Origin of the sequence: Paenibacillus sp. FSL R10-2748, from assembly GCF_038005565.1 — a bacterium.
Lineage (GTDB): Bacteria > Bacillota > Bacilli > Paenibacillales > Paenibacillaceae > Paenibacillus > Paenibacillus polymyxa_B.
Genome location: NZ_JBBOTK010000002.1, coordinates 373,368 through 390,442, shown reverse-complemented (window position 1 = coordinate 390,442; position 17,075 = coordinate 373,368). Strand labels below are relative to the sequence as shown.

At 48.1% G+C, this 17,075-nt stretch carries 17 protein-coding genes; 10 read left to right on the top strand and 7 right to left on the bottom strand.

What is annotated here, in order from left to right; genetic code table 11:
- Positions 1–71 precede the first annotated feature (71 nt).
- From NSS66_RS08295 to NSS66_RS08255, 9 genes are all read left to right on the top strand, one after another.
- Positions 72–944 carry a 3-hydroxyacyl-CoA dehydrogenase family protein gene (locus NSS66_RS08295; protein ID WP_023989130.1) on the top strand — a complete coding sequence of 291 codons (873 nt, stop codon included), beginning with the start codon at positions 72–74 and terminating at the stop codon, positions 942–944.
- On the top strand, positions 941–2,137 hold the full coding sequence (locus tag NSS66_RS08290) for an acetate/propionate family kinase (protein WP_023989129.1): 1,197 nt from the start codon (positions 941–943) through the stop codon (positions 2,135–2,137). The genes NSS66_RS08295 and NSS66_RS08290 overlap by 4 nt, the downstream gene beginning before the upstream one ends.
- 132 nt (positions 2,138–2,269) lie before the next feature.
- Positions 2,270–3,565 (top strand): asparagine--tRNA ligase, encoded by a 1,296-nt coding sequence (asnS, locus tag NSS66_RS08285; RefSeq protein WP_013310674.1) that lies wholly within the window; start codon positions 2,270–2,272, stop codon positions 3,563–3,565.
- 3 nt (positions 3,566–3,568) lie between these two features.
- Positions 3,569–4,297: a DnaD domain-containing protein gene (locus tag NSS66_RS08280; protein WP_069079758.1), complete on the top strand. Its 729-nt coding sequence runs from the start codon at positions 3,569–3,571 to the stop codon at positions 4,295–4,297.
- Positions 4,298–4,433: 136 nt separating this feature from the next.
- A complete protein-coding gene (locus NSS66_RS08275) occupies positions 4,434–5,108 on the top strand; it encodes an RNA polymerase sigma factor (protein WP_305954142.1) in 675 nt (224 codons plus the stop codon).
- Positions 5,105–5,575 (top strand): hypothetical protein, encoded by a 471-nt coding sequence (locus NSS66_RS08270; RefSeq protein WP_023989126.1) that lies wholly within the window; start codon positions 5,105–5,107, stop codon positions 5,573–5,575. Before NSS66_RS08275 ends, NSS66_RS08270 begins: the two co-directional genes overlap by 4 nt.
- 93 nt (positions 5,576–5,668) lie before the next feature.
- Positions 5,669–6,934, top strand: coding sequence for a multi-tm2 domain protein (locus NSS66_RS08265; RefSeq protein WP_069079757.1), 1,266 nt, complete (start codon positions 5,669–5,671; stop codon positions 6,932–6,934).
- A 1-nt stretch (position 6,935) separates the two neighbouring features.
- Positions 6,936–7,718 carry a hypothetical protein gene (locus NSS66_RS08260; RefSeq protein ID WP_069079756.1) on the top strand — a complete coding sequence of 261 codons (783 nt, stop codon included), beginning with the start codon at positions 6,936–6,938 and terminating at the stop codon, positions 7,716–7,718.
- A 164-nt stretch (positions 7,719–7,882) separates the two neighbouring features.
- Positions 7,883–8,494, top strand: a complete 612-nt coding sequence (locus NSS66_RS08255) for a flavin reductase family protein (RefSeq protein WP_069079755.1) — start codon at positions 7,883–7,885, stop codon at positions 8,492–8,494.
- 202 nt (positions 8,495–8,696) lie between these two features.
- On the opposite strand, the gene NSS66_RS08250 is transcribed toward NSS66_RS08255, so the two are convergent.
- The 7 genes from NSS66_RS08250 to NSS66_RS08220 all read right to left on the bottom strand — a co-directional run bounded on the left by NSS66_RS08250 (position 8,697) and on the right by NSS66_RS08220 (position 16,075).
- Positions 8,697–9,353, bottom strand: a complete 657-nt coding sequence (locus NSS66_RS08250; RefSeq protein ID WP_023989122.1) for a methylthioribulose 1-phosphate dehydratase — start codon at positions 9,351–9,353, stop codon at positions 8,697–8,699.
- Positions 9,354–10,031 (bottom strand): 2-hydroxy-3-keto-5-methylthiopentenyl-1-phosphate phosphatase, encoded by a 678-nt coding sequence (locus NSS66_RS08245; protein WP_069079754.1) that lies wholly within the window; start codon positions 10,029–10,031, stop codon positions 9,354–9,356.
- On the bottom strand, positions 10,028–11,239 hold the full coding sequence (locus NSS66_RS08240) for a 2,3-diketo-5-methylthiopentyl-1-phosphate enolase (protein WP_028540659.1): 1,212 nt from the start codon (positions 11,237–11,239) through the stop codon (positions 10,028–10,030). The genes NSS66_RS08245 and NSS66_RS08240 overlap by 4 nt, the downstream gene beginning before the upstream one ends.
- Positions 11,236–12,102 (bottom strand): pyrroline-5-carboxylate reductase, encoded by an 867-nt coding sequence (gene proC / locus NSS66_RS08235; RefSeq protein ID WP_023989119.1) that lies wholly within the window; start codon positions 12,100–12,102, stop codon positions 11,236–11,238. The genes NSS66_RS08240 and proC overlap by 4 nt, the downstream gene beginning before the upstream one ends.
- A gap of 39 nt (positions 12,103–12,141) precedes the next feature.
- Entirely contained in the window at positions 12,142–13,434 is a 1,293-nt protein-coding gene (locus NSS66_RS08230; protein ID WP_028540661.1) for a glutamate-5-semialdehyde dehydrogenase, read from the bottom strand.
- Between the two features lie 12 nt (positions 13,435–13,446).
- Positions 13,447–14,652, bottom strand: coding sequence for a glutamate 5-kinase (proB, locus tag NSS66_RS08225; RefSeq protein WP_069079753.1), 1,206 nt, complete (start codon positions 14,650–14,652; stop codon positions 13,447–13,449).
- A gap of 241 nt (positions 14,653–14,893) precedes the next feature.
- Positions 14,894–16,075: a pyridoxal phosphate-dependent aminotransferase gene (locus tag NSS66_RS08220; protein ID WP_028540663.1), complete on the bottom strand. Its 1,182-nt coding sequence runs from the start codon at positions 16,073–16,075 to the stop codon at positions 14,894–14,896.
- A gap of 176 nt (positions 16,076–16,251) precedes the next feature.
- Here NSS66_RS08220 and NSS66_RS08215 point away from each other — a divergent pair, with 176 nt between their 5' ends.
- The gene (locus NSS66_RS08215; protein ID WP_069079752.1) at positions 16,252–17,070 is read left to right on the top strand and encodes a carbon-nitrogen family hydrolase; all 819 of its coding nucleotides are present in this window, start codon (positions 16,252–16,254) and stop codon (positions 17,068–17,070) included.
- Positions 17,071–17,075 lie beyond the last annotated feature (5 nt).

The window sequence follows — 17,075 nt, the reverse complement described above, 5'->3', positions numbered from 1 at the left end:
TAAACATGTATTTTTCGACAAAGAAGGATACAATATATGAGAGTGACCAGGAAAGGGTGGAGTAAAGAATCATGCAATTTAAAAAAATCGGCGTCATCGGCGGCGGCACCATGGGACAGGGGATTTCTGAAATGCTCGCGTCCAAAGGAATCGATGTGCTGCTGGTAGAGCAGACACCAGAGAAACTAGACTACGCCTACAATATGATTGAAACGAGTCTGGACAAACAACTGGAAAAGTGGGCAATTACTCAAGCTGAGAAAAAATTGATCTTATCCCGTATTCAAAAAGTAATCCATTTAGCGGAGCTCGGCAGCTGTGATATGGTCATTGAGACTATTACAGAGAATCTGGACGAGAAGAAAGCAGTGTTCCAAGAGCTAGACCATGTGTGTCCAAGCAATATTATTCTTGCAAGTAATACATCCACGCTGAGCCTGACCGAGCTTGCTAGCTCGACCAAGTATCCTGAGCGTGTTATTGGTATGCACTTTATTTATCCAGTATCCCGTATTGATCTTGTAGAAATTATTCGTGGTTTGAAAACTTCGGACGATACATTTGAAAACACTAAAATGTTCGTGGAAGAGATAGTGGAGAAAAAAGGAGTCATGATTTATGAATCTCCTGGATTCGTAACAAGCCGGATTATCTGTCTGCTGATTAACGAAGCGGCCCATGTACTTCAAGAAGGCGTGGCTTCCGCTGATGATATCGATGACGCTATGCGAATCGGATATAACTTCCAAAGCGGCCCTTTGGAAATGGCTGACCGCTTTGGTCTGGATTCCGTTTTGGCTGCTCTGGAGCGTATGTTCCGTGAATTCGGCGAATTGAAATATCGTCCGTCCATCGTACTGAAGAAAATGGTGCGTGCAGGTAATCTGGGCGTGAAATCGGGCGAAGGCTTCTTTAAGTACGACAAGGATGGTGACCGGATATGAAAATTCTCGTAATCAATGCAGGGAGTTCTTCCCTGAAATACCAATTGTATGATATGACGGACGAGTCCGTTCTGGCAAAAGGATTGGTAGAGCGCATCGGTATGGATTCCTCCATTCTGACGCATAAGCCAACCAATAAAGAAGAATACACTGAAGTTAGCGAGATTTTGGAACATACTACAGCCATCCGTAAAGTGCTGAACGTACTCACAGATGCTGAACATGGTGTAATCTCCAGTACTAGTGAAATTCAGGCTGTGGGCCATCGTGTGGTTCATGGAGGCGAAATCTTCAAACAGTCAGCAGTTGTAACGCCTGAAGCGAAGAGTGAAATCCGTCGCTTGTTTGACCTGGCGCCACTGCATAACCCTGCTTCCATGATGGGGATTAAAGCGGCTGAATTGAATATGCCAGATGTACCACAGGTTGTGGTATTTGATACCTCGTTCCATCAAACGATGCCTGAAAAAGCTTATATGTACGCCATTCCAAGAGTGTTGTACAATAAGTATAAGGTTCGTCGTTACGGTGCCCACGGCACTTCCCATGATTTTGTAAGTAAGGAAGCCGCCAAATTCCTTGGTCGTCCTTTGGAAGACCTGAAGATTATCACTTGTCATATCGGTAATGGTGGTAGTGTAACAGCAGTTCAAGGCGGTTTGTCTGTTGATACTTCCATGGGTATGACTCCCTTGGAAGGTCTTATGATGGGTACTCGTAGTGGTGATTTGGACCCAGCAATCGTACCTTATGTCATGAACAAAGAAGAATTGACTGTCAATGAAGTCAATTCCATGTTGAACAAGCATAGTGGACTTTTAGCTATCTCTGGTATCAGCAGTGACATGCGTGAAATCACAGAAGGTATGGAAAAAGGCGAAGCTAATTCTACATTGGCATTCGAAATGTATGAATACCGTCTGCGCAAATACATTGGATCGTATGCTGCCGCAATGAACGGGGTAGACGTAATTGCATTTACAGCAGGTGTAGGCGAGAACTCCATCGTTCTGCGTAAGAGAGTGTTGGAGCAATTGACATTCCTCGGTATCGAGCTGGATGAATCGTTGAATGCTATTCGTTCTGGCGAGCCTCGTCGGATTACAACTGCAAATTCAAAGGTAGAAGTACTGATCATTCCAACGAACGAAGAACTGGTTATTGCCCGCGACACGTTCCGTCTGGTTCAGTAGTTCGGTTCGAAAGTGTAAACTTTATGCATGCGGACTATTGTTTGAGTTCCGCATGCACCAAACAGCGAGAGCAAACAGCCTGACCCAGGGGGAAGGGCTGTTTGATTTTCGGTTAAGAGGAGAGAGACGGTCATGACGAATAAAAGTACGATTGCCCAAGTGGGCCGCCATGTAGGGGAAACGGTTACAATCGGCGCTTGGGTAAACAATAAACGATCTAGTGGTAAAATTCAGTTCCTGCAACTGCGCGATGGTAGCGGGTATATTCAAGGGGTTATCGTGAAAAGCGAAGTGTCCGAGGATATTTGGAATGACGCCAAATCCTTGACTCAAGAGAGCTCCCTTTACGTTACTGGAGTGGTGCGTGAAGAACCGCGTAGCCAATCGGGCTTTGAATTAACGGTTACAGGCATTGAAATTATTCATTTGACCGAAAACTACCCGATTACACCCAAAGAGCATGGTGTAGATTTCCTGATGGATCATCGTCACTTGTGGCTGCGTTCCGCCAAGCAACGTGCTGTTCTGATCGTACGGGCGGAAATTATCCGTGCTGTACAGGAATTCTTTAACGGCAACGGCTTTACGAAGGTGGACCCACCTATTTTGACTCCTTCCTCTGCAGAAGGTACAACAGAGTTGTTCCACATTAAATATTTTGATGAAGATGCGTATTTGACACAAAGCGGACAGTTGTATATGGAAGCCGCGGCAATGGCGCTGGGCAAAGTGTATTCCTTTGGTCCAACTTTCCGTGCGGAAAAGTCCAAAACACGTCGTCACCTGATTGAGTTCTGGATGATCGAGCCTGAGATGGCTTTTGTGGATCATGAAGAATCCTTGCGCGTTCAGGAGCAGTTTGTAAGCCATATCGTGCAATCTGTTCTGAAAAACTGTGCGAAGGAGCTTGAAACAATCGGACGCGATGTTTCGAAGCTGGAGCAAATTCAAGGCGAATTTCCACGTATTACGTATGATGAGGCGATTGCCTTCCTTCAAGGTGAAGGTTTCGATATCCCATGGGGCGAAGACTTTGGTGCTCCTCATGAAACGGCGATTGCTGAAAGATATAACAAACCTGTGTTCATTACACATTGGCCAACTCACATTAAGGCATTCTATATGAAACCAGACCCAACCCGTCCAGAGGTTGTTCTGTGTGCCGATATGATCGCTCCTGAAGGCTATGGTGAAATTATCGGGGGTTCCCAACGGATTGATGATCCAGCATTGATGGAAGAACGTTTTAACGAGCATAACTTGGCTCGTGAAGCCTACCAATGGTATATGGATCTGCGCACCTATGGTACCGTTCCGCATTCCGGCTTTGGACTGGGCCTGGAGCGTACAGTAGCATGGATTTGTGGACTCGATCATGTACGTGAAACGATTCCGTTCCCACGTATGCTGTATCGTTTGTATCCGTAACCGATGACCGGATCATTCGACAAGACATCAGCGGCAGAATGGGCGGAGGGAGTAGCCTTTGCTATGGAAGCCGGAATGGTCCAGATTCCCTATGCCCTGCTCAAGCATTATCGGACACTTCGGCTGACAGATGGTGAAATGCTGCTACTGATGCAGTTGCTTGCCTTTAAACAAGCGGAACGTAATGAATTTCCGACATGGGAACAATTGCAGACCCGCATCGGATGTACTGCGAACGAAATCGCACTCTATTTCAGTAAGCTCATGAAAGAAGGATTTTTGAGAATCGATTCCGTAGAAGACCGCAGCTCATCCGTACAATTCGAACGTTACAATTTGACGGGGCTGTATCGTAAGTTGGCAGAATGTATGATCGCTGAGCGTAACGAGCAGCACGATGAAGATGACATTTTGTTTGCCGGAAAGCCGGATTTACTGAATGGAATAGCAGAATCCCCGCTTACAGAAGAACGGAATTTGTTTACGATTTTTGAGAAAGAATTCGGGCGACCATTGTCACCGATGGAATACGAGACGATCACCAGCTGGGTGGATCAGGATCGGTATCCCGAGGAGCTGATTTTGCTGGCTTTGAAGGAAGCGGTATTTGCAGGGAAGGTACATTTCCGGTATATAGACCGTATTTTGCTGGAGTGGAGCCGAAACCGTGTTCGTAATGCACAGGATGCCAAAGAATACGCCCAGCGATTCCGTGGTGGCGGACGCAATTGATATATCGGTCTAAGCCTTTTAGGCTAAGCAGTAGACTTATGTATCGAGGTTGTCACTGCAAATTGGCTAATGTGCAATGAGAACAATCTGGAATATCGCCTGTGCGCGTGAACTAAGCCGAAATGAAAGCGAGTAAATAGGCTTTAATGATAGAGGACACACCATTCCGTCAGGAGGGTGTGTCCTTTTTAAATATTTTTTTGAAATATGCAGGGGAAGGAAATTTCCTGGCGTCTATAGTATTGGGAAGGGGGAGAGCGTCATTGATATAGAGAGAATCATTGAACGAATACGGTCCGGTGACCGGCAGGCGTTCCGTGAGATCGTAGAGCTGTACAGCAAGCATGTATTTCATGTCGCCTATTCGGTACTGCATGACAGCAAGGAAGCAGAAGATGCCGCGCAGGAGGCATTCGTTCAGGTGTACAAGTCTCTCCCCCAGTACCGGAACGAAGGTTTTAAAACGTGGCTGAGCCGAATTGCGCTCCACAAAGCGCTGGATATTAAGCGCAAACAGGACAGACGACCCGCAGAGCTTATAGACGTCGCACAATCCCTTGTACAGCTCCCTTCCCGGGATGAGGATGTGCTGGCTCGTCTCATTCGCGAGGAGCAAATTGAAGAACTATCGCAAAAAATCGCCCAGTTGCCCCAGCAACATCGGGATATTATTCAAGCCTATTATATGCAGGGCAAAACCTACGACCAAATTGCAGAAGAGACGCAGGTAGCTTTAAAAACAGTAGAGTCGAGGCTCTATCGGGCGCGGCTATGGATTCGAAACCACTGGAAGGAGGAGGAATGGCAATGACTGACCAACAGGATAAACCGTGGATTGAAGGGAAATCGAATGACTGGCATGCTTACATTGCAGGAACTTGCACGATAGAGGAGTCTGCCCGGCTGGAAAAGCTCCTGCTGGAAGACGAACAGGCGCTGATGCTATATCTTGTCGCACTGGAGCAACTGGAGTCAACTATGAAAGATTATTCTGCCTGGATGGATACGGAGCGCTTCACAGATCAGGTAATGGCCGTTCTTCCCGAGATAGAAGCTGAACCGAATCAAGTTCTGTTTAAAAAACGCCGCTGGTTTGAAAAACCTGTGTTTCACTACGTTGTCGCCGCAAGCCTAACGTTGATCTTATTGTCCAGTGGAGCCTTTGACAAAATGATGCCGCAAACAGATGGAAAGCCGATTCCTCCAAAAGAACGCGTTTCTTACAGTGAAGAGGTCATGCGAGCTACAACAACCTGGCTCGATAAATTAAAGCCCTAAATCATCGGATAAAGGCTGAGATGAAAAAACTCAAACAACAACCTTCAAATGGGGACTTTATCAAAATCCCATAAATAGAAAGGAAGTGTAGCGATGCCTTATACGGAAAGAAGCAAGCTCTTGGCATTTCTATTGAACATCATTCCCGGTGTGGGTCACTATTACTGGACCAGAAAAGCCAATGCGTTTGTATACACCATTTTGTTTTTCGGATGTCTGGCGGGAGGATTATTTTTTTCAGTGATTTCAAGAGACGAATTACCTTTATTGGCCAGTATGTTTGTTGCCGCTCTTTTTTGGGGGCTGAGTATGCTGCATATCATTATTAGCTTATTACGTTATGATCCTCGTGCAGCTGCTGTTCCATATCCCCCACATGCAGGACCCAATCCATATGGTTATTACTCGCAAAGTGGGCCTTATGGACATGCTGGTTCAACGGGAGAGGTACCGGAGGGGGCAACAGACGCGGATGTGGATGCACCGGGAGCAGGAATGGGATATGGCCCGGGCTATAACCATTATCAACAAGGACACTATGGTATGGCAGGATCACCTGCTTTTCAAAAAGGATCGGAGAATGAACGCTTTTTTACGATTTTGCTGTCGTTCATTCCTGGATTGGGACACCTTCATTTGGGGCTGATGCAGCGTGGTTTGTCTTTTCTGCTATCTTTCTTTGGCTTTGGAGCGATCCTCGTTTTTATTACCAGCATTACAAACGAATCCGGATTTTTGGCGTTTGCGGGCGTGCTGCCGATCATTTGGCTGTATTGCATGTTTGATGCGGTGCAGCATGTACATCGCAAACAAGCGGGAGAAATGCTTCAGGACCGGACTTTGTTTGAGGAACTGGAGCATGGAAGAGTCGAGGGACGGCGGAGTAAAATGCTGGCTACCATTTTATCGGTATTTCCCGGTGCTGGACATATGTATATCGGTTTGCAAAAGCGTGGACTCCAGCTTATGCTTCTGTTTTTAGGAGGCATCTATGTACTGGACGTGCTATATCTTTCACTCTTTTTGTTCCTGATTCCGGTGGTTTGGTTTTACAGCTTTTTTGATGCGTTGCAGCAAGTAAGCCGTTATGGACGGGAGCCGCTGATCGACAAGCCTGTGATCGGTATGTTTGCACAATATCACCGCTGGGTAGGCTTGGGGTTGCTATTGCTGGGCGCCTATTACATCTTAATCAACGTACTAGTTCCTACTCTGGATCGTCTGTTTCCGAATGGAGAGATTTATAATTTGGTTGACATGTATCTACGGACGATTATCGTATCCTTATTGTTGATTGGCGGTGGTATTTGGATGATGATTGGGAATTCCAAATCTAAACGAGTAAAGGAGAAGCAATAGAATGGATACTGAGTTTTCAAAGAGTGAGGCTCCCTTTAAGGGAGCCCATCATCCTCATAGCGATGGAGGAGGCTCCACAGGTATATTTGGTACATCGTCTAACAAAAACAGTTCCTCTAAAGCGTCAAACGCTCCGGCAGGGGTGTGGAAAGTCGGAAGGCTGTCAATGGGACTTTTCCTCGTCCTGCTGGGGGGCATAACGTTTGCCTCCAAGTTTTGGGGAGCGGGCATACTGGACCAGGCTTTGACCTGGTGGCCTGTCGTTTTTGTTTTGCTGGGGTTGGAAATTTTAATGTATACTGCTTGGAAAGGGACGCGTGAGCGCATTCGTTATGATTTATTCAGTATGTTTATTACGGCGGTATTGGTTTTTTGCTGTATCGGATTTGCCTTGGTCAGTTCATTGGGGATCACTCCGCAAGTCAGAGAAATAATGAGTTCGGTTCAGGAAACAAGGCTTCTCCCAGACTGGCATGAAAAACTGCCTGCCGGAGTGACCAAGGTGATTGTACAGGGAGAAGATCCTTATGCGGTCAAAATTGATGCAACCACCTCACCGGAGGTGCATGTGTTCGGGAGTTATGTATACACAGGCAAAGAGGACGAAATAAAGGGGCAAGATTTATATCAGACCAAGCAAATCGGCGATACCTTGTATGTATTACTGGGTCAAATTCCGACACGGTTTATGCAGACTCAGCAGCAGCTTGATGTTACGATTGCTGTACCTGAGGGAATTACGGTTACTGTGCGCGATAGCCGAGGAAATATAATTGAAAAATAGGGAGATCTTCCGGCTCCAACTTTACATTTCGTATCATTCACGCGATACTGAAAGGGAAGCCTGAGATGTCATCCATGTCGCTAACTAATGGTGCATTTGCTTATCAGGCGAAACTTGATGATGTGCAGTCGAATAGCGATTGTAATCGGAAATGAGGGAGAAAAATGATTTCGTTGAATCCTGACACGCTTACAGGGCGTGAAAATTATAAGCTGTTGACCGGAAGTATCATCCCAAGGCCGGTAGCCTTTGTAACGACTTTGAGCAGCGAAGGGGTGCTGAATGGTGCGCCGTTCAGTTATTTTTCCATCGTAGCTTCTGAACCGCCACTGCTGTCTGTATCCGTACAACGTGTTGATGGAGTACCCAAAGATACAGCACGTAATGCGATGGAGCATAAGGCTTTTGTCGTACATATCACAGACGAGGACAATGTGGGAGCGGTGAATGTGACGGCTTCCCGTCTGTTGCCGCAGGAGAGTGAGGTTACACTGGCAGGCCTTACCCCGGTCAAAAGTACAAAAATCGAAGTTCCCGGTGTGGCAGAAGCGAGAATACGTATGGAATGTATTCTGGAACAGGTTATACCGTTGGGAGGTCAGGAGGACACACCTGCCTGTGATCTGTTAATCGGACGCGTAGTGCAGTATCATTTGTCCGAGGAAGCGTATCAAAATACGTATGTGATTGCTAAGGAGTTGCGTCCAGTAAGTCGTTTGGCTGGGAACAACTATGCGAAGCTAGGAGAGCAATTCACGCTGGAGCGTCCCCAATAGGGGGCGTTTTTTTACAGCATATCCAAAATTATATCAGGAGGATTCTTATTCATCATATTTCCTTTTATGTCGCTAGTAGAATAGAAATACCCTTATTATAAAAAAAGAGAACGTTCCTGTGCTATCGCTTAGGCTCCGTTCTCGATATTCAATGACCACTTTTACAAATAAGGATACGCATCTTTGATATTTATGAGTTTATTTACTTCAAAGTTTTCAGCAGCAGGGAGCGATAGGTCGTTTCAAACAAAAATTCAAACGCCTCCAAATGCTTTTTAGCCTCAAATACATCACGGCCCCACGCATAAATGCCGTGGTTACGCAATAAAATTCCAGGCACCTGATCATTCAGCACACCAGGTACGAGCTTGGCAATCGAGGCAATATCCGCGTAATTAGGCAGCACAGGAATATCAATGGCAGCATTTTCTTTCCAAATGTTAAAAGCCTTGATCAGCTCAATACCTTGGATAGGTACAGCGCCTTGCTCACCGTAATATTCGGAAATCAGATTGTTAAACACGGTATGCACATGAAAAACGGCTCCGCAGCCTGTTAGGCGGTAAATTTCACAATGTATAAGCGTCTCTGCGCTTGGCTTGAGGTTTGTCGCTTCTGCCGCTTTTCCGTACTGGTCTACGAATAGAAAATCTTCCGGAGTACGCTTGGTTTTATCCTTGCCGCTGGCGGTGACTGCAAAATAAAATTGTTCGGGATGAAAGTCACCAATTCGGATCGACAAATTGCCGCTCGTGCCTGGGAACCAGTTGCGAGATGCGAATAGTTCTTTGACATCAGCGAGTTCTTCAAGTGCGCGGCGTTTTTCTTCCAATGAAATGTCTGCCAAGTTAAAACTCATTTACAGCACCCCTTGCTCCTGTTTTTGCTTTAAATCCTCGATAATGTCATCAAATGTTTCAAAGGGTACATGTGGTACGCCAAGCTCTTGACACTTTAAAGTCAGATGCGAACGGGAGTACACAAGATCGGCAATTTTAGCTCCTTCAAAATCGGTCAGGCTGTCGCCGATCAAAATCCGTTCGTATTGTTCGGAAGGGTATTGACGAATCACAGTCGTTTTACACATGCCACAATCATTTGTACACGGTTCCTCACATGGATGCGGCCAAGTAATCTGGATGCGATCCTCGGAAAAATCCGCTCCGTTGCAATAGACGTGGTCGTGTGGAATATCGAAGGGTTTTAGCAATGGATCAATAAAAAAATCAATGCCGCCACTGGTGACGAAAAATTGAATCTGCTGCTCTCGTACATAGCCCAAAAAGCGTGCAAAGCCCTCGCGTATACCAGCTTGTCCAAGTACATATGAGATAATTTCGTCCTTTTGCTCCGAAGGCATGAGGGCAAACATCGCACCTACGCCTTCACGAATGGATGTATGCCCATTTACGATCTGATGCATGATGGGCTCACAGCTTGTAGGTTGAAAATGCTTCATAATGGCGACAATATTGTCGCTGTTCGTAATTGTCCCGTCAAAATCGCAAAAAATGACGGGCTTCTTCGCTGTGCTCATCGTTCACCTCCCCATGTGTCGAGCGCAGATTGCAGCTCGGGGTGAGTACGGGCGTATTCTGCCAGAGGGACATTTTGCTGTACCGCTTCAATCGCCTGCACAAAGGCGCGCCCACCAGCTTCTGTACCCAGCGGATGACCGTGAATCCCGCCCCCAGCGTTGACAACAACGTCAGTACCAAAGTCACGTACAATTAACGGCACGAGGCCCGGGTGAATCCCTGCGGAAGGGACCGGCATACTGGCCTTCAGCGGTAGATCAGGGGTGATCAGCTCATCGCGGATCGCCATGTTTTCCTCACGCGGCATCGTCACTGAGCCGTAGGGAGAAGGGAAGAGGACGAGGTCAGCGCCAGCCAGCCGCATAAGCTGACCGAGTAGGACGGACGCCGAAATACCATAATGCGGCGATGGATAAGCAGCTCCCGCCAACGAAGGATGGGCTGCAATCGGCACCGAGACGGCAGGATCGCTACTAAGTTCATGTAGCACATCGTAACCGTAGGCCAACACGTTAAACAGTAACGCGTTGGCACCCGCATCAATGGCCTTGAGAGCTTGCGTCTTAAGCTGCGAGGTCGGCCCCGTTAAATTAGCGGCATACAGCAGCTTTTTACCAGTTTCACGCTCAGCCGCTTCGGCGGCTTTGATGCAGGCTTCGACACGTTTTTCAATCGGCGTCAGCGCGTTTTCAAACAAGATCTCGTCGTCCTTGATCAGATCAACGCCACCGAGAGCCTGCCGGGTAAACTGTTCACGAAGTTCGTCCAAATTGAGGCCAATTACAGATTTGAAAATGCTCATGAGCAGGGGACGATCATACACGCCAAGCTGTTCGCGCAAGCCGCTGATACCGAATTTCGGTCCTGGAAAAGCAGAGCGGAATGCTTCCGAGAAACCCAGCTTCGTTAGCTTAATTCGGCCGTCCATCGAAATTTTGCCGAAGACTGTGACCAGCAGAGCGGGAATGTCTTGGCTGAAGTTGACATCCGGGTAAGCGATGGTCAGGTCCGCGTACCGTTCACCGGGACCTCCATCGTAAATATCCACAGAATGAACCGAGCCAAGATGCTTTTGCATCGCGTCCCGTTTGGCTTGCGGGAGCTCAGTCCAGCTGCCCACCGTCATGCCGATGGCAATAGATTGGGCCTTTTGGTTAAAATCGGCTTTGTCATCGTATACCCGGTAGGTCGCCAAGCAATAGCTCATTCAATTCCCTCCTTAAGTACAGCTCCCATCTCGCGGGATCGTTCAGCGCACCGCTGCACCGCCGCAATCACCGTTTCGTAGAAGTCACCTTTGTCCAGCATTTCCAATGCAGCTACCGTAGAGCCATTAGGAGACATGATTTTGTGGCGAAGGGCAGAAGGCTCCTCTCCGGTTTGCTGCACCATGCGTGCCGCTCCAAGCGCGGTTTGCACCGTTAGTTCGTGCGCTTGCTCAGGGGTCAAGCCACCACGGATTCCCCCGGCAATCATGGCTTCCATCAGGTAGTAGACATAAGCAGGGCCGCTTCCAGATATCCCGGTCAAAACATCCATTTTCTCTTCTTCTATAACCGTTACCGTACCTACAGATTCGAACATCGTAAGCACGTTTTTACGCTGGTTTTCGCTGATTTCCTTGGAAAAGCTAATGCCTGTGGCTCCCAGCCCAATTGAGCTGGATGTATTGGGCATCGTCCGTGCGATCGGCTGCTTGCGACCCAGCAACGTTTGCATCGTACGAATGGACAATCCTGCGATTACCGAAATAATCAGCTGCTCATCAGACAGAAGTGGGCCGAGTTGCCCAAGTGCTTGTGCAGCATCCTTGGGCTTCATGGCAAGCACAATGACCGGAGAACGACGCAGAAGCTCGGTTTTGGCGGCATCCTCGGTTTGGAACAAGACTCCATATTGCTTTTGAAGTTCCTCAAGGCGAGCCTGATTACTGCGGTTGATGACGGTAATACCACTACGTTTGACGACAGAACGAGCCGTCATTCCGCGAATAATAGCCTCTGCCATTGATCCTGCCCCGAAAAATGTAATTTGCTCATTAATTAAAACCTTTGTTTGTGATTCACACATAGATTCATAACCTCCAAGGATACAGATTGATTTATGTTATTATTCCCTGATTTGTCCAGTACCGTACACGCGATATTTGGTTGAAGTCAAGGCAGGCAATCCCATTGGGCCGCGGGCATGTAATTTTTGTGTGCTGATTCCGATCTCGGCACCAAACCCAAACTCGAAGCCATCCGTGAAGCGAGTGGATGCATTGTGATACACGGCTGCCGCGTCCACTTCTTGCAGAAAACGCTCGACATGGGCTTTGTCCTCGGTGACAATACACTCAGAATGCATCGTACCGTAACGGGCAATATGCTCCAGTACTTCGTCCAAATTGTTTACGACCTTGATGTTCATAATGTAATCATTATACTCGGTGCCGTAATCCTCTTCTGTAACAGGAATAGCCCAAGGGGCCAATTCTCGTGTGCGTGCACAGCCGCGTAGCTCAACCCCCGCATCACGAAAGCGTTCTGCCAATCCTGTTAAGTGTGCTTTTGCATAATCCGAGTGTACGAGCAATGTTTCCATCGAGTTACACACGGACGGTCTTTGCACCTTGGCATTCAGTGTAATCGCTTCGGCCATTGCTGCATCCGCTGTAGCGTCCAAAAAGGTATGGCATACACCAGCTCCGGTTTCGATGACAGGTACGGTAGCGTTCTGAACAACATTTTGAATGAGTGAACGCCCGCCGCGTGGAATAATTACATCCAGCAAGCCGTTCAAGGTGAGCATTTCGTTGACCGAGGCACGGTCTGAATCTTCAATAAGTTGAAGCGCCTCGCGTGGCACAGCTGTTGCGTCTAGTGCCTGCTGGAGTACTTCGATAATCTTGCGGTTGGAGAAGAGGGCGGCCGAACCACCGCGTAGCACAACCGGATTGCCTGTTTTCAAGCACAGGCCCGCGGCATCCACGGTTACATTTGGACGCGCTTCATATATAATGCCGATGACACCCAGCGGCACACGTATCTTCTCAATTCTCAGACCGTTTGGACGTTCAATTTGCTCAAGGGTGTCGCCGACCGGGTCAGGCAGTGCCACAATTTGGCGTAATCCTTCGGCAATAGCTCCGATTCGGTCCTCGGTCAGCTTGAGGCGGTCGAGCAGCGACTCGGATGTTCCCTGTTCCCGTCCATGTTTCAGGTCATTATGGTTTGCTGCAATCAGCTCTTCAGTATGATTTACTAGAGCTTCAGCCATAGCAAGCAATGCTTCGTTTTTCTGTGCTGTAGTCAGGCGGTTCATGACCCCGGCACTTTTTTTGGCAAGATTGGCTTTGGTTCGTACTTCGCTAAACTGATTTTCCTCGGTTGTAGCTGTGTTAGTCGTTAAATCACTCATGTTACGGCCTCCCTACATACATAATGTAATCCATTCATCCCTGTGGATCACCTCAAGCCGGTGAATGGGACCGATTTTGCCCACAACCTCGCCGCTGGATAATCCTTGTACAATTCGGAGCTGTTCATCGTCATAATTGACGATGCCGCGTCCTAACACTTTATTTTCCGGTCCGAGCACCTCAACGACATCTCCGGCATGAAAGCTGCCTTCGACACGTCGTACGCCAACCGGAAGTAGACTGTGTCCTCCGTGAACCAACGCTTCCTCGGCCCCTTCGTCTACATGCACCGCGCCCAGAGGGGTGGACATAAATCCAAGCCACTGTTTTTTCATCGGAAGTGAAGAGAGGTGAGTGTCAAAATAAGTTCCCGGTCCGCGTCCTTCGACGGCTGCGTCTAGATCGCCATTCGAGCTTACACGTCCCACATATACAGGCACACCGCCGCGTGTAGCGACTTTGGCAGCTTCGATCTTGGATCGCATGCCGCCAGTACCTACAGACGATCCAGAACCTCCAGCTAATGCATAAATCTCCTCTGTAATTTCTTCGATACGTTCAAAACGTACGGCATTCGGATGCTTGCGCGGATCTGCCGTATATACGCCATCGGTGTCCGTAATGATAATCAGATGCTGAGCTTTGACCAGATTGGCAACCAGCGCGGACAGCATATCATTATCGCCGAATTTCAATTCGTCAATCGATACAGTATCATTTTCGTTGAAGATCGGGATAACCTGCTGGCGCAGCAATTCTTCTACAGTCATTCCGGCATTATTCATCCGTTTGCGGCTCAAAAAGTCACTACGGGTCAGTAGAACCTGCGCGATCACTAGGTCAAAATCTTTAAAAGCCTGCTCATAGGCCTGCATGAGAAGGGCTTGGCCAACAGCCGCTGCCGCTTGCTTTTCATGTAGTAGCTTAGGGCGAAACGGGTACCCAATCTCTCTGAATCCGGCGGCTACTGCACCTGATGTAACCAGCAGCACTTCATGACCTTTTGCACGTAGCAAGCTGATTTCCCGGGCAAAATAAGCGATGGCTTCCCGATTCAAGCCACCTTCCACTCCAGTTAGAGAGCTGCTTCCGATTTTAATGACGATTCGTGTTGACAAGACGTCCACTTCCTTAATTTTACTCTTTTTAATGCAAAAAAACTTCCATCCTTTGTATGCAAAGGACGAAAGTTTGTGCTTCCGCGGTACCACCTTCATTGATGATTCATGATCATCCCACTTGAAACCTGTTAACGGCAGGGACCGCCTGATTGCGCAGGGCGCTCGGGGATAGGAGTTGGGAGAGAGTCCAGGTAAATTCTTGCAGCCTATCGGAATTTACTCTCTGAACAGGACCGAGTCTCTCTTAATAGTCCCTTCAACGCGCTAAATGATATTGGATACAGAATACCACGAAAAGACCAGGTTTGGCAAAGAAGTTGTAGCTGGAAAATACGGCTTAACCAAACAGGTTTAGCTTGCCAATTCGATCAGCCGCCTCGGTCAGTCGAGCTTCTGAGCTCAGTAGTCCCGCTCGCACATATCCTTCGCCGCCACTCCCGAAGCCAATCCCTGGAGCGACAGCCACCTTGGCTTCCCGCAACAACAGACCGGCAAAAGAAGTGGAAGTATAGCCCTGCGGCACAGGCAACCAACTGAAAAAGGAGCCGCTTGGGCGCGTCGCCTTCCAGCCTATTTGCCCAAGTGCATCATAAAAAGCGTTACGGCGTGATTCATAGCGGGCTACCAGCTCGCCTACGCAGTTTTGCGAGGCCGTCAAGGCTGTCGCCGCCGCTGCCTGAATGCCGCCAAACAAGCTTACATAAATATGATCCTGCAGCAGATTAATCATCGAGATGATTTCGGCATTACCGAGCGCGAAACCAACACGCCAGCCCGCCATATTGTACGTTTTGGACAAGGTATAGAACTCAATCCCCACCTCTTTAGCACCCTCAGCCTGTAGGAAGCTTACCGGACGTTCGCCATCAAATCCAATAGCGCCATAGGCGAAATCACTGGCAACTACAATACCGTTACGTTGCGCGAATTCAACTGTATCCTCGTAAAAGGAAAGTGGAGCCGTTGCCGAGGTTGGATTATTCGGATAGTTAAGGAACATTAACTTGGCGCGGCGGCGGTCTTCTTCGGAAATGGCTTCATAATCGGGCAGAAAACGGTTCTCTTCTTTTAATGGGAGAAAAGACATTTCCGCTTTAGCCAAGGCTACACCAGACCAGTAGTCCGGGTAGCCGGGATCAGGGACGAGACACACATCCCCGGGATTGAGTAAGACTTGCGGCAGCTGAACCAAACCCGTTTTTCCGCCAAACAGGATGGCGACCTCGGTTTCAGGGTTGAGCGTCACACCGTAATCCTCCTGATAGCGCTGGGCAACGGCTTCCTTGAGAAAGCTGTAACCACGAAATGGCGAATATTTATGATACAGCGGATTATCCGCTGATTCCTGCAAAGCTTTTACAATATGAGAAGGAGTGGGAGTGTCGGGGTTCCCCTGTCCAAGATTAATGACATCATGCCCCGCCGCGATTTCACGGTTTACATTTTGTACAAGTGTGGCAAAAAATTGAGTGGGTAACTGTTTCATGACGTCAGCGGAGGGAATAGAAAAATGAGTCATCAATTCACACGACCTTTTGGAATAGTTTAAGAAATAATCTATCACGATTTTACCGAGTTGTATAGGGGGAATTAAGCTTGCATGGTTGCGTAATCCAGACTGATCGGGCTATGATGGGGGAAAATACCGGACAATGGGTCGCGGGAAGCTCTGGCTCACAAGGAGGATGAAGTATTTTGACGTATCAGGAAGCTCAGCCGTTCAGTGTTGCACTCATACAAGCTCACATAGAGATAGGAAATCCCCCGGAAAACCGCAGTCATATCCGAGCTTTAATGGAACAAGCGATGAAAGTCGAACTGAAGCCGGATCTGATTGTCCTGCCGGAAATGTGGAACACAGGCTATGCCTTAGATCGCATTCATGAGCTGGCGGACAAGGAAGGGACGGAGACTCGGGCATGGATAGCAGCATTCGCTGCCACCCATGAAGTGAACGTAGTAGCTGGGTCGATCGCAGAGAAAAAAAGCGACGGTCATGTGTATAATACGATGCTCGTTTTTGACCGAACAGGCAGAGAGGTTGCTTCGTATTCCAAGATTCATCTATTCCGACTTATGGATGAAGAAAAATATTTGCAGCCTGGCGAAGAAAAGGTTTTATTCGCACTGGATGGCGGGATTCGGGCAGGTGCGTCGATCTGCTATGATATTCGTTTTCCTGAACTAGCCCGTAGTTTGGCCCTGTCGGGCGCAAATTTGCTGATCGTACCCGCAGAATGGCCTCATCCCCGGCTTCATCACTGGCGTACCTTGCTAACCGCACGTGCTATAGAAAATCAAATGTATGTTATTGCTTGTAACCGGGTAGGTCGCAGTGGAGATACTGATTTCTTCGGGCATTCGCTTATTATTGATCCATGGGGAGAAATCATTGCTGAGGGCGGAGAGCAGGAGGGGATCATCACAGGAACGATTGAGTCTGCCTTGGTGCAGGACGTACGTAGTCGTATTCCGGTGTTTGAAGATCGGCGTCCCTCACTGTATGACCGATAATCAGT